The sequence below is a fragment of the Burkholderia sp. AU33423 genome, from assembly GCF_002223135.1.
In the GTDB taxonomy this organism is placed as follows: Bacteria; Pseudomonadota; Gammaproteobacteria; order Burkholderiales; family Burkholderiaceae; genus Burkholderia; species Burkholderia lata_D.
Genome location: NZ_NKFH01000008.1, coordinates 232,454 through 247,406 on the forward strand (window position 1 = coordinate 232,454; position 14,953 = coordinate 247,406).

General features: G+C 69.0%; 11 protein-coding genes. 7 read left to right on the top strand and 4 right to left on the bottom strand.

Annotated features, from left to right (window positions below; translation table 11 throughout):
• Positions 1 to 61: 61 nt before the first annotated feature.
• The 6 genes from CFB50_RS32395 to CFB50_RS32420 all read left to right on the top strand — a co-directional run bounded on the left by CFB50_RS32395 (position 62) and on the right by CFB50_RS32420 (position 6,714).
• The gene (locus tag CFB50_RS32395) at positions 62 to 1,282 is read left to right on the top strand and encodes a CaiB/BaiF CoA transferase family protein (protein ID WP_089448608.1); all 1,221 of its coding nucleotides are present in this window, start codon (positions 62 to 64) and stop codon (positions 1,280 to 1,282) included.
• Positions 1,279 to 2,079, top strand: coding sequence for an enoyl-CoA hydratase/isomerase family protein (locus tag CFB50_RS32400; RefSeq protein WP_089448609.1), 801 nt, complete (start codon positions 1,279 to 1,281; stop codon positions 2,077 to 2,079). Before CFB50_RS32395 ends, CFB50_RS32400 begins: the two co-directional genes overlap by 4 nt.
• Before the next feature lie 80 nt (positions 2,080 to 2,159).
• Positions 2,160 to 3,212 carry a porin gene (locus CFB50_RS32405; protein ID WP_089448610.1) on the top strand — a complete coding sequence of 351 codons (1,053 nt, stop codon included), beginning with the start codon at positions 2,160 to 2,162 and terminating at the stop codon, positions 3,210 to 3,212.
• A 10-nt stretch (positions 3,213 to 3,222) separates the two neighbouring features.
• Complete coding sequence (locus tag CFB50_RS32410) at positions 3,223 to 4,545, top strand: MFS transporter (protein WP_089448611.1); 1,323 nt, start codon at positions 3,223 to 3,225, stop codon at positions 4,543 to 4,545.
• Between the two features lie 37 nt (positions 4,546 to 4,582).
• Entirely contained in the window at positions 4,583 to 5,737 is a 1,155-nt protein-coding gene (locus CFB50_RS32415) for an acyl-CoA dehydrogenase family protein (protein WP_089448612.1), read from the top strand.
• A 38-nt stretch (positions 5,738 to 5,775) separates the two neighbouring features.
• The gene (locus tag CFB50_RS32420) at positions 5,776 to 6,714 is read left to right on the top strand and encodes an alpha/beta hydrolase (protein ID WP_089448613.1); all 939 of its coding nucleotides are present in this window, start codon (positions 5,776 to 5,778) and stop codon (positions 6,712 to 6,714) included.
• A 58-nt stretch (positions 6,715 to 6,772) separates the two neighbouring features.
• Here the strand turns inward: CFB50_RS32420 and prpF are convergent, their stop codons facing one another.
• From prpF to prpB, 4 genes are all read right to left on the bottom strand, one after another.
• Positions 6,773 to 7,963 carry a 2-methylaconitate cis-trans isomerase PrpF gene (gene prpF, locus CFB50_RS32425; protein ID WP_089448614.1) on the bottom strand — a complete coding sequence of 397 codons (1,191 nt, stop codon included), beginning with the start codon at positions 7,961 to 7,963 and terminating at the stop codon, positions 6,773 to 6,775.
• A 26-nt stretch (positions 7,964 to 7,989) separates the two neighbouring features.
• Positions 7,990 to 10,584: a Fe/S-dependent 2-methylisocitrate dehydratase AcnD gene (acnD, locus tag CFB50_RS32430; protein ID WP_089448615.1), complete on the bottom strand. Its 2,595-nt coding sequence runs from the start codon at positions 10,582 to 10,584 to the stop codon at positions 7,990 to 7,992.
• Positions 10,585 to 10,662: 78 nt separating this feature from the next.
• Entirely contained in the window at positions 10,663 to 11,835 is a 1,173-nt protein-coding gene (gene prpC / locus CFB50_RS32435) for a bifunctional 2-methylcitrate synthase/citrate synthase (protein ID WP_027790338.1), read from the bottom strand.
• Positions 11,836 to 11,873: 38 nt separating this feature from the next.
• Positions 11,874 to 12,767, bottom strand: a complete 894-nt coding sequence (gene prpB / locus CFB50_RS32440) for a methylisocitrate lyase (protein ID WP_006480320.1) — start codon at positions 12,765 to 12,767, stop codon at positions 11,874 to 11,876.
• Positions 12,768 to 12,937: 170 nt separating this feature from the next.
• Between prpB and prpR the strand changes: the two genes are divergently transcribed.
• Complete coding sequence (gene prpR / locus CFB50_RS32445) at positions 12,938 to 14,926, top strand: propionate catabolism operon regulatory protein PrpR (protein WP_089448616.1); 1,989 nt, start codon at positions 12,938 to 12,940, stop codon at positions 14,924 to 14,926.
• Positions 14,927 to 14,953: the final 27 nt, after the last annotated feature.

Genomic DNA, 14,953 nt, shown 5'->3' on the forward strand with positions numbered 1-14,953 from the left:
GCGAGCCGGCGCCCATGCCGGCCCGCGGGCCCGTCGAATCCACATCGAAGGAGACATCGTCATGACCAGCAGCAACGAAGGCGCACTCGCGGGCGTGCGCGTGGTGGACCTGAGCCGCGTCTATGCGGGGCCGTTCTGCGCGCAGACGCTCGCCGACCACGGCGCGGACGTCGTCAAGATCGAACCGCCGCAGGGCGACGAAACGCGCGACTGGGGCCCCGCGATGCCGAGCGGCATCTCCAGCTACTACTGGGGGCTCAACCGCAACAAGCGCAATCTCGCGCTCGACCTGTCGCATCCCGACGGACGCGACGTGCTGTTCCGCATGCTCGAGACGGCCGACGTGCTGATCGACAACTTCAAGCAGGGCACGCTCGAACGCTGGGGCATCGGCTACGAAGCCTGCCTGCGCGAGCGCTTTCCGCGCCTCGTGCACTGCTCGATCTCCGGATACGGTACCGACGGCCCGCTCGCGCGATTTCCGGGCTACGACGCGGTCGCGCAGGGCCTCGCCGGCTTCATGTCGATCAACGGCGAACCGGGCGGCATGCCGCTCAAGGTGCCGTTTCCGGTCGTCGATCATGCGGCCGGCCTGAGCGCCGTCTCGAGCATCCTGCTCGCGCTGGTCGAACGGACGCGCTCCGGCCTCGGGCAACACGTCGACATCGACCTGTTCAGCACCGCGCTGTCGATGCTGCATCCGGTCAGTACGACGTGGATGGCGACCGGCGACGTGCCCGTCGCGACCGGCAACGTGTATGGCTCGATCGCGCCGTACGGCGTCTATCCGTGCAAGGACAAGCCGATCTCGACCGGCGCGGGCAACAACCGCACGTTCGCGCGGCTCGTCGACGCGCTCGGCGTACCCGAACTGGCGCGCGATCCACGGTTCGCGACCAACGCGCAGCGCGTCGCGCATCGCGACGCGCTCGACACGCTGCTCGGCCAGCTGACCGCCGAACTGCATGCCGACGACGTCGTCGAGCGGCTGCTGAAGGCCGGCGTCGCGACGGGCCCGGTGAACACCGTCGCCGATGCGTTCGGCCATCCGCAGGCGGCGCGCAACGCGATGTTCGTCGATACCGAGACGTACACCGGCGCGGGCATCCCCGCCAAACTGTCCCGCACGCCGGGCTCGATACGCCGGCCGCCCAGGCCGTTCGCCGCGGACACGGATGCCGTGCTCGATGCCTTCGGGATCGACGCGGCGCGCCGCGACGCGTTGCGGCAGGCCGGCGTGCTGCACGACACGCGGGCGGGTGCCGCCGGGAGCGCGTCATGACCACCCAGCGCTCGTTTTCTTCGCTGACAGGCGACGACGCCCGGTCGATCCTGCGCGACGACGCCGACGGCATCGCGTGGCTGACGATCCATCGCCCGCACGTCGCCAACGCACTGTCCGCCGAAGCGATTCGTCGCCTGTGCGACGAACTCGTCACGCTCGACGACAACCCCTCGATTCGCGTCATCGTGATTCGCGGCGCGGGCGAACGCGCGTTCAGCGCAGGCGTCGATCTCGGCGACCCCGAGATACGCGGCATGCAGCCGATGCGCGGGCTCGCCCGCAACGTGCACGAGCTGATCCTGGAGCTGCGCAAGCCGACCATCGCGGCCGTCAACGGCTACGCGGTCGGCGGCGGCTGCGAAATCGCGCTCGCGTGCGACCTGCGAATCGCCGCCGATCATGCGAGCTTCGCCCTGCCCGAAGCGCTGGTCGGCATGGGCGCGAACTTCGCGAGCGTGCTGTTGCCGCGCCTGTTGCCGCGCGCGATCGCGATGGAGCTGCTGTTCACGGGCCGCCGGCTCGACGCGGACGAAGCGCAGCGCGTCGGCCTGCTGAACCGCGTCGTGCCCGGCGCCGCACTCGACGACGCCGTACGCGAACTCGCGCAGACGATCGCGGCGAACGCACCGCTCACGATCCGCCGCATCAAGGAAACGGCGACGCGCAGCCAGGGGCTGCCGGTGGCCGCCGCGCTGCGGCTGGACGTCGGCCCCGACGTCTACGCGAGCGAGGACCGGATCGAGGGCGCCCGCGCGTTTCTCGAGAAGCGCAAGCCGGTGTTCAAGGGACGCTGAGTCCGGCGCGGCATCGCAGCACCCGGCGCGTACCGCTCCCAGAACGCGGGCGCCCAAAAAACATGGACGGAGACACCTTCATGCAACGGAAAGCATTCCTGGTCGGCGCGTGCGTGCTGTATGCCACGTCGGCACACGCGTCGTCGGTCACGCTGTACGGGATCGTCGACAGCTACGTCGAGTTCGACCGCATCGGCAGCCTGTCGAGCCTGCGGCAAAGCGGCGGCGGCGCGTCGACGAGCCGCTTCGGACTGACGGGTATCGAAGCGCTCGGCGGCGGCACGTCGACGAAATTCGTGCTGGAAAGCGGCTTCTCGCCGGCCGACGGCTCGTTCCAGGGCGGCACGCTGTTCTACCGGCAGGCATACGTGTCGCTGCAGAACACGCGCTACGGCGACGTGCGGCTCGGGCGGCAATACACACCCGCGTTCTACGTCGTGTACGAAGGCGATCCGTTCGGGCTCAACGAACGGATGTCGCCGCTCGCGCTGCTCGCGACGTCGACCGACACGATCACGAGCAACACGACGCAGCCGATTCCGCGCTTCAACCAGGCGGCGTCATACCTGAGCCCGGACTGGAACGGCCTGCGCGTGATGGCCACGTACGGCTTTCCGACGCCGAATGCGCTGTCCACGCAGGCCGGGCGCAACTACGGCGCCGGGCTTCAGTACCGGCTCGGCGGGCTCCATGTCGGCGCCGGTTTCCAGGGCGACACGTCGGCCGGCAGCCTGGCGCCCGTCGTCGCCCCGTCGACGACCCGCCACTACGTGTTCGCGGCCAACTACGCGTTCGCCCAAGTCAGGCTGTATGCCGCATTCCTGTACGGCGTCGGCACGGCGGCGCACCTGCCGGCGTTCTCGACCGCGAGCGTAGGCGCGTCGATCAGCGTCGGCGCGCTCGATCGCGTGCTCGTGTCGGTCGTGCGCCGCGACGTGAAGGGCTCGGCGAACGACGCGACCGCGCTCGGCGTCGGCTACGACCATCCGCTGTCGAAGCGGACCTCGCTGTACGCACGCTATCTCTACATGAAGAACGGCGGCGACGCCCGCAACACGGTCGTCGTCGGCCTGCAACCGCAACCGGGCGGCACCGGGCAGGTGTTCGCGCTCGGCATCGCTCACCGCTTCTGACGGAATGCCCATGCCCCCGACCCTTTCGACCCACCCGGCCGCCGTCGACGATGGCGCGACGCAGGCGCTCTACCGCCGGATCTCGCGCCGGCTGCTGCCGTTCCTGATCCTCTGCTACACGCTGTCGTTCATCGACCGGATCAACATCGGCTTCGCGCACGCGCAGATGGCTGCCGAACTGCACTTTTCCGATGCCGTCTACGGGCTCGGCGCGGGCATCTTCTTCATCGGCTACATGGCGTTCGAGATTCCGAGCAACGCGTGGCTTGCACGGACGGGCGCGCGCCGGACGATCGCCCGCATCATGGTGCTGTGGGGCCTCGGCTCGGCCGCGACGATGTTCGTCACGACACCCGCGCAGTTCTACGCGTGCCGCTTTCTGCTGGGCGTGTTCGAGGCCGGCTTCTTCCCCGGCATCCTGTTCTATCTCGGTGCGTGGTATCCGCCACGGCAGCGCGCCAAGGCGTTCGCGCTGTTCATGACCGCGCTCTATCTCGCGGGGTTGATCGCCGGCCCCGTGTCGGGCGCAATCCTGTCGTACTTCGACGGCGTGGGCGGCCTGCGCGGCTGGCAATGGCTGTTCGTCGTCGAAGGGCTGCCGAGCAGCGCGCTCGGCCTCGTCGCGCTGCGCTTTCTCGACGACCGGCCGGACGACGCACGCTGGCTGTCGGACGCCGACAAGGCCGCGCTGCGCGCTGCGCACGCGCAGGCCGAAGCCGACGCGCCGCATGCCCATGCGGCGCGGCCCTTGCTCGCGCATCGCGATTTCTGGCTGCTGTGCGCAGCCAATTTCGCGATCGCGGCCGCCGGCTACGCACTCGTGTTCTGGATGCCCGTGATCCTGCATCGCGGCGGCCTGCATGGCGCGATGCAGATCGGGCTGCTGTCCGCGCTGCCGTACCTGTGCGGCATCGCCGGCATGCTCGCGATGGGCTGGCGCACCGGGCGCCGGCGCGAATGGCGCAAGCACGGGGCAGTCGCGATGCTCGCGTGCGCGGCGGCGCTCGCCGGGCTCGCGAGCACTAGCGGCACGTCGCACCTGATGATCGCGCTGTGCATCGCGGTCGCCACGCACGCCGCAGCGCTGCCGGCGTTCTGGGTGCTGCCGGGGCTCGCGCTGCCGAAGCGCTCGATGGCGGTCGCGATCGCAGCGATCACGATGACCGGTGCGATCGGCGGCTTCGCGAGCCCGTTCCTGATGGGCGTGCTGAACACGGCCACCGGGTCGATGCGCGGCGGGCTCTATTTCAATGCCGCGCTGCTCGCGGCCGGCGCGATCGCGTTGCTCGGCACGCTGCGCGAGCGTGCCGCACCGCGCGCCGACGTCGGCTGACGGCGCGCGCTCCTTCCCTTCTGAATGGACCACCCTCATGAATTTCGAACTCGAACTCGAACACCGGATGATCCGCGACCTCGTCGCGCGTTTCGTGAAGGACGAACTGATTCCGCTCGAAGCCGCGGTGATGGCACGCGAGGCCGACGGCCAGCGCTTCGGGCTGCTCGCCGACGAACGTACGCGACTCGACGAGCGTTCCCGGCAGCTGGGCCTGTGGGGACTCGACGCGCCGCTCGACGCGGGCGGCTCGGATCTGCCGGCCGTCGCGATGGTCGGCGTGAACGAAGCGATCGGCACGACCGTGACCCCGTACATCCTGCCGCCCGATTCGCCGAACCTGCGGATGCTGTGCGACGCGGCCGACGACGCGCAGCGCGCGCGCTATCTCGACCCGTACGCACGCGGCGCCACGCGTGCGGCGATGGCGATCTCCGAACCGGGGGCCGGCTCCGATCCGGGCGCGCTGTCGACGACCGCCGTGCGCGACGGCGACGGCTGGGTGCTGAACGGCCGCAAGATCTGGATCAGTCACGCGGCCGAAGCCGACTGGACGATCGTGATGGCGCTGACCGATCGCAGCAAGGGCAAGCGCGGCGGCATGTCGGCGTTCATCGTCGAGCGCGACACGCCCGGCTTCGTCATCGAACGCCGGATTCCGATGATCGCCGGGAGGTCGACCTACGAAATCGTGCTGGACGACTGCCGCGTTCCCGCCGCGCAACTGCTGGGCCGGGAAGGTGCCGGCTTCGCGCCGATGCAGGCGCGGCTCGCGAACCGGCGGCTGGAGATGGCCGCGTGGTGCATCGGCCGCGCCGAGCGCGCGGTCGCGCTCCTGTGCGACCATGCGAAACAGCGCACGACCTTCGGCGTGCCGCTCGCGGAGCGCCAGGCGGTCCAGTGGTGGGTCGCCGACGCGCTCACGCAAATCCACGCGTGCCGCCTGATGACCTACGAAGCGGCCGCGCGCGTGGATGCCGGGCAGGATGCCCGCACGCAGATCTCGATGGTCAAGGTGTTCGCGACCGAAATGGCGTCGACCGTCATCGATCATGCGATGCAGACGCTCGGCGCGATGGGCATGACGAAGGAAATGCCGTTGCAGCAGATGGCCAGCGAGGCGCGGCTGATGCGCATCTTCGAAGGCCCGACCGAGGTGCACCGCTGGGTCGTCGCACGCAGCGTGCTCTGACCGCGGCGCACCGCACACTTCCATGATGGAGCCCTGCGTTGAACACCCTGCATCTCGTCGATCCCGAAATCCGCCCGCTGCTCGAGACCTGGCCGACCATCACGCTCAGTGCCGACAATCTCGCGCAGTCGCGCCAGCGGGTACTGCCGCTGCCGCCGCCCGACCCGGCCGGCAGCACGCTCGAACACCGCACGGTACCCGGCCCTGCCGGCGCGCCGGACGTCCCGGTACTCGTCTATTTGCCTGATGGCCACGCGCGCCCGCTGCCGGCGATCGTTCACATGCACGGCGGCGGCTACGTGCGCGGCGCGGCGAAGGATCTCGAAGCGGTGCACCGGTCGCTCGTGACGCAGCTCGGCTGCGCGCTGATCTCGATCGACTACCGCCTCGCGCCGGAAACCGTGTTTCCCGGCGCGATCGAGGACTGCTACGCGGCGCTCGCATGGGTCTTCCGCCACGCGGGCCCGCTCGGCATCGACACCGCGCGGATCGGCGTGGCGGGCGAAAGCGCGGGCGGCGGGCTCGCCGCCGCGCTGGCGCTCCTCGCCCGCGATCGCGGCGAATTCCGGCTCGCGTTCCAGCACCTGATCTATCCGATGCTCGACGATCGCACCTGCACACGCACGCCGCATCCGCATGCCGGCGAATTCGTCTGGCACGCGGCCAACAACCGGTTCGGCTGGACCGCGTTGCTCGGTCACACGCCGGGCATCGACGGCGTGTCGCCGTATGCGGCAGCCGCGCGCGCCACGCGGCTCGACGGCCTGCCGCCCACGTTCCTGTCGATCGGCTCGCTCGACCTGTTCCTCGACGAAAATCTCGACTATGCGCAGCGCCTGCTGCGCGCGGGCGTGCCGACCGAGCTGCACGTGCTGCCCGGCGGCGTACATGGTTTCGACATCGTGCCCGGCGCGCGGATCGCCGAAACGGCGCGCCGCCTGAGCCACGACGCGCTGCGCCGCTTCCTGCACGGCTGACGAAAACGACGCGGGCGGCCGCAGCCGCCCGCATCCGCACCGCCACAACCGGCAACGCTCAGAACGCGTCGCCCGGCACCCTCACCCAGCCTTCCATCAACACGCGCGCACTGCGGCTCATGATCGCCTTGGTGACGGTCCACTCGCCGTTCTCGAGCTGCGCTTCCGCGCCGACGCGCAGCGTGCCCGACGGATGCCCGAAGCGTACCGCGTTGCGTTCGCCGCCGCCCGCCGCCAGGTTGACGAGCGTGCCGGGGATCGCCGCGGCGGTGCCGATCGCGACCGCCGCCGTGCCCATCATCGCGTGGTGCAGCTTGCCCATCGACATCGCGCGCACCAGCAGGTCGACGTCACCCGCGTTCACGCGCTTGCCGCTCGATGCGACGTAGTCGGCCGGCTTCGCGACGAACGCGATCTTCGGCGTATGCTGCCGCGTCGCGATTTCATCGAGCGTGTCGATCAGGCCCATGCGCAGTGCGCCGTGCGCACGAATCGTCTCGAACTTCTCGAGCGCCTTCGCATCGCCATTGATCGCGTCCTGCAGCTCGGTGCCCGTATAGCCGATCGCTTCCGCTTCGACGAAGATCGTCGGAATGCCCGCGTTGATCATCGTCGCCTTCAGCGTACCGACGCCCGGCACCGCGAGATCGTCGACGAGGTTGCCGGTCGGGAACATCGACCCGCCCGCGCCTTCTTCCTCGGCGGCCGGATCCATGAACTCGAGCTGCACTTCGGCGGCCGGGAACGTGACGCCGTCCAGTTCGAAATCGCCCGTCTCCTGAACCGCGCCGTTCGTCACCGGTACATGCGCGACGATCGTCTTGCCGATGTTCGCCTGCCAGATCCGCACGGTCGCGACGCCGTCGCGCGGCACGCGCGCCGGATCGACGAGCCCGCCGCTGATCGCGAACGGGCCGACCGCCGCCGACAGGTTGCCGCAGTTGCCGGTCCAGTCGACGAACGCCTTGTCGATCGACACCTGGCCGAACAGGTAGTCGACGTCGTGGCCGGGCCGCGTGCTCTTCGACACGATCACCGTCTTGCTGGTGGACGACGTCGCGCCGCCCATCCCGTCGATCTGCTTGCCGTACGGATCGGGGCTACCGATCACGCGCAGCAGCAGCGCATCCCGCGCGGCGCCCGGCGCCTGCGCGGCGTCCGGCAGGTCCTGCAGCCGGAAGAACACGCCCTTGCTGGTGCCGCCGCGCATGTAGGTCGCGGGAATCCTGATTTGAGGAGTGTGAGCCATGTGTGCGTTATCCCTGTGTGACGCGATCAAGCCGCCTGCGACGATTCGAGGAAGTCCTGCGCGAAGCGCTGCAGCACGCCGCCCGCTTCGTAGATCGACACTTCCTCGGCCGTATCGAGCCGGCACGTCATCGGCACCTCGACGCGCTCGCCGTTCCTGCGGTGAATCACGAGCGTCAGGTCGGCGCGCGGCGTACGCTCGCCGATCACGTCGAAGGTCTCGGTGCCGTCGATGCCGAGCGTCGTCCGGTTCGTGCCCGGCTTGAACTCGAGCGGCAGCACGCCCATGCCGATCAGGTTCGTGCGGTGGATCCGCTCGAAGCCTTCGGCGGCAATCGCCTCGACGCCCGCGAGCCGCACGCCCTTCGCCGCCCAGTCGCGCGACGAGCCCTGGCCGTAGTCGGCGCCGGCCACGACGATCAGCGGCTGCTTGCGATTCATGTACGTCTCGATCGCCTCCCACATCCGCATGACCTTGCCTTCCGGCTCGACGCGCGCGAGCGAGCCCTTCTTCACCGCGCCGTCGACGATCGCCATCTCGTTGATCAGCGTCGGGTTCGCGAAGGTCGCGCGCTGCGCGGTCAGGTGGTCGCCCCGGTGCGTCGCGTACGAGTTGAAGTCTTCTTCCGGCAGGCCCATCTTCGCGAGGTATTCGCCGGCTGCACTGTCCAGCAGGATCGCGTTCGACGGCGACAGGTGGTCGGTCGTGATGTTGTCGCCGAGCACCGCGAGCGGGCGCATCCCCTGCAGCGTGCGCTCGCCGGCCAGCGCGCCTTCCCAGTACGGCGGACGGCGGATGTACGTGCTCTGCGCGCGCCACTCGTACAGCGGCGCCGCGCGCTCGCCGGCATCGGCGCTACGCGCGAACATCGGTTCGTAGACCTTGCGGAACTGCTCGGGCTTCACGCTCGACGCGACGATCGCATCGATCTCCTCGTCGGTCGGCCAGATGTCCTTCAGCGTGACGGGCTGGCCGTCCTGATCGTGGCCGAGCACGTCCTTCTCGATGTCGAAGCGGATCGTGCCGGCGATCGCATACGCGACCACCAGCGGCGGCGACGCGAGGAACGCCTGCTTCGCATACGGGTGGATGCGGCCGTCGAAGTTGCGGTTGCCGGACAGCACGGCCGTCGCGTACAGGTCGCGATCGACGATCTCCTGCTGGATCTTCGGATCGAGCGCGCCCGACATCCCGTTGCAGGTCGTGCACGCGAACGCGACGATGCCGAAGCCGAGCTTCTCGAGTTCGGGCAGCAGGTTCGCTTCTTCCAGATACAGCTCGACCGCCTTGGAGCCCGGCGCAAGCGAGCTCTTGACCCACGGCTTGCGCGTGAGGCCCTTCGCGTTCGCGTTGCGTGCGAGCAAGGCCGCGGCGATCACGTTGCGCGGGTTGCTGGTGTTCGTGCAGCTCGTGATCGCGGCGATGATCACCGCGCCGTCGGGCATCTCGCCCGCCTTCTCTTCCCACTGGCCGGCGATCCCGCGTGCGGCGAGATCGGACGTCGGCAACCGCTTGTGCGGGTTCGACGGGCCGGCCATGTTGCGCACGACGCTCGACAGGTCGAACGTCAACGTGCGCTCGTATTGCGCGTTGGCGAGCGTATCGGCCCACAGGCCGGCCGCCTTCGCGTAGGTCTCGACGAGCTTCACCTGCTCGTCGCTGCGGCCGGTGAGGCGCAGGTAGTCGGTCGTCTGGCCGTCGATGAAGAACATCGCGGCCGTCGCGCCGTATTCGGGCGCCATGTTCGAGATCGTCGCGCGATCGCCGAGCGTGAGGCTCGCCGCGCCTTCACCGCGGAATTCCAGGTACGCGCCGACCACCTTTTCCTTGCGCAGGAATTCGGTCAGGGCGAGCACGACGTCGGTCGCGGTGATGCCGGGCTGGCGCTTGCCGGTCAGCTCGACGCCGACGATGTCGGGCAGGCGCATCCACGATGCGCGGCCGAGCATCACGTTCTCCGCTTCGAGGCCGCCGACGCCGATCGCGATCACGCCGAGCGCGTCGACGTGCGGCGTGTGACTGTCGGTGCCGACGCAGGTGTCCGGATAGGCGACGCCGTCTTGCGCCTGGATCACCGGCGACATCTTCTCGAGGTTGATCTGATGCATGATGCCGTTGCCCGGCGGGATCACGTCGACGTTCTCGAACGCCTTCTTCGTCCACTCGATGAAGTGGAAGCGATCCTCGTTGCGGCGATCCTCGATCGCGCGGTTCTTCGCGAACGCATCCGGATCGAAGCCGCCGCATTCGACCGCGAGCGAGTGGTCGACGATCAGCTGCACGGGCACGACCGGGTTCACCTTGGCCGGGTCGCCACCGCCATCGGCGATCGCGTCGCGCAGGCCGGCGAGATCGACGAGCGCGGTCTGCCCGAGGATGTCGTGGCACACGACGCGCGCCGGGAACCACGGAAAATCACGTTCGCGCTTGCGCTCGATGATCTGCTTCAGCGAATCGGCGAGGATCGCCGGATCGCAGCGGCGCACGAGGTTTTCGGCGAGCACGCGCGACGTGTACGGCAGCGTGTCGTAGGCGCCGGGCGCGATCGCTTCGACCGCGGCACGCGCGTCGAAATAGTCCAGCGACGTGCCGGGCAGGGGTTTGCGGTTGGCGGTATTCATGGTGTGGGGAACTCGGGTATGGCGTCCGGCGCACACCGGCCCCCGTCACGCGGGAGGCCGGTGTGCACGGTGGGCATGTCAGCGCTTTTCGATCGGCACGAACTGCAGGTCTTCCGGACCGGTGTAGTTCGCGCTCGGGCGGATGATCTTGTTGTCGATGCGCTGCTCGATGATGTGCGCGCTCCAGCCCGACGTGCGCGAGATCACGAACAGCGGCGTGAACATCGCGGTCGGCACGCCCATCATGTGATATGACACCGCGCTGAACCAGTCGAGGTTCGGGAACATCTTCTTCGCTTCCCACATCACCGATTCGAGGCGCTCGGCGATGTTGTACAGCTTCAGGTCGCCCGCTTCCTTCGACAGCTTGTGCGCGACGCCCTTGATCACCTTGTTGCGCGGATCGGAGATCGTGTAGACCGGGTGGCCGAAGCCGATCACGACTTCCTTGTTCTCGACGCGGCGGCGGATGTCGGCTTCGGCGTCGTCCGGCGAGCTGTAGCGGCTCTGGATTTCATACGCGACTTCGTTCGCGCCGCCATGCTTCGGCCCGCGCAGCGCGCCGATCGCGCCGGTGATCGCCGAGTAGATGTCCGAGCCCGTGCCCGCGATCACGCGGCCGGTGAACGTCGACGCGTTGAATTCGTGCTCCGCGTACAGGATCAGCGACGTGTGCATCGCCTCGACCCACGACTTCGACGGCGTCTTGCCGTGCAGCAGGTGCAGGAAGTGGCCGCCGATCGAGTCGTCGTCGGTTTCCGTCTCGATGCGCTTGCCGTTGTGCGAGAAGTGATACCAGTACAGCAGCATCGAGCCGAGCGATGCCATCAGGCGGTCGGCGATGTCGCGCGCGCCCGGCAGGTTGTGGTCGTCCTTCTCCGGCAGCACGGTGCCGAGCACCGACACGCCCGTGCGCATCACGTCCATCGGGTGCGCGGACGCCGGGATCTGCTCGAGCGCCGCCTTCAGCGCGTTCGGCAGGCCGCGCAGCGCGCGCAGCTTCGCCTTGTACGCGGCCAGTTCGGTCAGGTTCGGCAGCGTGCCGTGAACGAGCAGGTGCGCGATTTCCTCGAATTCGCACGATTCGGCGACGTCGAGAATGTCGTAGCCGCGATAGTGCAGGTCGTTGCCGGTCTTGCCGACCGTGCACAGCGCCGTGTTGCCGGCCGTCACGCCCGACAGCGCCACCGACTTCTTCGGCTTGAATGCGCCTGCGGCGGCCGGTGCTGCTGCGTCTTTCGTCTCGCTCATGTTTCCTTTCTCCAATGGGTATCGGGGGTGCGGGCGCGTTACTTCTTGCCCTGCGCGAACAGCTCGTCGAGCTTGCGCTCGTATTCGTGATAGCCGAGGAAGTCGTACAGCTCGGCGCGCGTCTGCATCGTCGGCACGGCGGCCTTCTGCGTGCCGTCGCGGCGCAGCGTCTCGTAGAAGTTCAGCGCGGCCTTGTTCATCGCGCGATACGCGCCGCAGCAGTACAGCGCGATATCGACGTTCGCCTCGCGCAGCTCGTCGACCGTGAACAGCGGCGTCGAGCCGAATTCGGTCAGGTTCGCGAGGATCGGCACCTTCACGGCTGCCTTGAAGCGGCGGTAGTCGTCGAGCGTCTTCATCGCTTCCGGGAAAATCATGTCCGCGCCGGCTTCGACGTACGCGACCGCGCGTTCGATCGCCGAGTCGATCCCTTCCGCCGCGGCCGCATCGGTGCGCGCCATGATCACGAACTGGTCGTCGGTACGCGCATCGACCGCGGCCTTCACGCGATCGACCATTTCGTCGATCGGCACGACTTCCTTGCCCGGGCGATGGCCGCAGCGTTTCTGGCCGACCTGGTCCTCGAGGTGCACGGCCGCGACGCCGGCGTTGATGAACGAGCGGACCGTGCGCGCGATGTTGAACGCGCCGCCCCAGCCCGTGTCGATGTCGACCAGCAGCGGCAGGTCGGTCGCGTTGGTGATCCGCGTCGCGTCGATCAGCACGTCTTCCATCGTGCTGATGCCGAGGTCGGGGATGCCGAGCGAGTTCGCGGCGACGCCGCCACCCGACAGGTATACGGCCTTGAAGCCGACGGCCTGCGCCATCTTGGCTGCGTAGGCGGTGATCGCGCCGACCACCTGCAGCGGCTGCTCCGCCGCGACTGCCGCGCGGAATTTCGCGCCGGCGCTCTGAAGATGCGTATTGCTCATGAACGGCCTCCTGAAGGAACGACCATTAACAGCAAGGACCGGGCCAGCTCGCGCCACGTCGCTAACCCACTGATTCTTAAGCATCCGGCAAGGGCGAAGCCGCGTCCGACGATTTCAATTTGGCAATTTCATGTTTCAAAAATGAAATCGCGCGCGCATAATCGACTGCCATGGACCTCTCCTCGACCAAGCCCGTCGGCCCGGCCGATCGCGCGGCGCGCCCGCGCATCTGGGCGATGGGCATCAGCCGCCTGCGCGACCTGTTTCGCGAGATCGCCGGCGAATTTGACGAACGCGCCGACGTGCGCATCGTCACGCGCGCCTATGAGGATGCGCTCAGCGCGATCGCCGAGGCCGCCACCGCACGGCCCGACGTGATCGTCGCGGCCGGCTCGAACGGCGGCTTCCTGAAAACGCGGGCGCAGGTGCCGGTGGTGGTCGTGTCGCCGACCGGCTTCGACGTGATGCAGGCGCTCGCGCGCGCCCGGCGCGATGCGTCGCGGATCGCGCTCGTCAGCGCCGGCGAAACGCCGCCCGAAGTGCGTCGCTTCGTCGCCGCGTACGGCCTCGACGTGCAGTTTGCGTCATATCAGTCCGCCCAGGAAGCGGAAGCCTGCGTGCACGACCTGCACGACCGCGGCATCGAGACGATTGTCGGTCCGGGCCTCGTCACCGATCTCGCGGCCAGCGCCGGCATGGGCGCGGTGTTCCTGTATTCGCATGCGTCGGTGCGCAAGGCCGTCGAGACCGCGCTCGAAGTCGCGTATGCGACGCACGCCGAGGCTTTTCGCCGCCAGCGGCTCGACACGCTGCTGCAGCACCTGCGCGACGGCGTGGTCGCGCTCGACGCACACGGCCGCGTCGAAGCGATCAACGAGCGGCTCGCGTCGGCACTCGGGGTCGAACCCGCGGCGGCCGTCGGCCGCGCGCTCGTCGACCTGCGGCCCGAGCTGCGCACGCTGCGCGGCGAGGACGGTGATGCGCTCGCCACCGTGCGCGGCGTGCGCTACGTCGTGCATCGCGGGCCGCTCGTCGATCGCGGCGTCACGTCGGGCAGCGTGCTGACGTTTCAGGAATCGCGCGCGGTCGAACGGCTCGACCGCGCATTGCGTTCGCAGCCCACCACGCAGCAGTTCGCCGCGCGCTACGCGCTCGACGACGTGGTCGGCGCATCGGCGCCGATGGCGCGCGTGCGCGATCTCGTGCGCCGCTACGCGAAATCCGACGCAACCGTGCTCGTGCTCGGCGAAAGCGGCACCGGCAAGGAAATGATCGCGCAAAGCCTGCACGCGCTGTCCGCGCGACGCAGCTACCCGTTCGTCGCGGTCAACTGCGGCGCGTTTCCGGAAGCGCTGCTCGAAAGCGAGCTGTTCGGCTATGAGGAAGGCGCGTTCACCGGCGCGCGGCGCGGCGGCAAGACCGGCCTGTTCGAAGCCGCGCACCGCGGCACGCTGTTTCTCGACGAAATCGGCGAAATGCCGCCGTCGCTGCAGAGCCGGCTGCTGCGCGTGCTGCAGGAGCGCGAGGTGATCCGCCTCGGCTCGACCGAGCCGATCCGCATCGACGTGCGCGTGATCGCCGCGACGCACCGTCCGCTGCTCGCGGCCGTCGAGACCGGCACGTTCCGCGCGGATCTCTATTACCGGCTCAACATCCTGAACGTCGGCCTACCGCCGCTGCGCGAGCGCGCCGCCGACATCCCCGCGCTCGCGGCCACGCTGCTCGTGCAGGCCGCACGGCGCGAGCCGCGGCTCGCCGAACGCCTGCGCGACGCCGCCGATGCCGCGCGCGTGCTCGGCGCGACACAGGCCGCGCTCGCGCGCTACCGATGGCCCGGCAACGTGCGCGAACTGCAGAACGTGATCGAGCGGATCGCGGTGGAACTGGCCGAGGAAGCCGACGAAAACGATCCGGCCGCCGCATGCGGCACGCTCGATCCCGACGCGCTGCAGGCGATCGCGCCCGAGCTGTTCGCGGCGCCATCCGATGCGGCCGACGCCGACTCCGACGATGCGCAGACGCTGCACGCGCGCCGCCGTCGCGCGGAAGCCGACGAGATCCGCGCGGTACTCGACGCATGCGGCGGCGACCGCGACCGCGCGTGCGCGATGCTCGGCATCAGCAAGACGACGCTGTGGCGAAAGTTGTCGGTGAAGTAGGGTAGGCGGCAGCGCAGTGAACGGGCC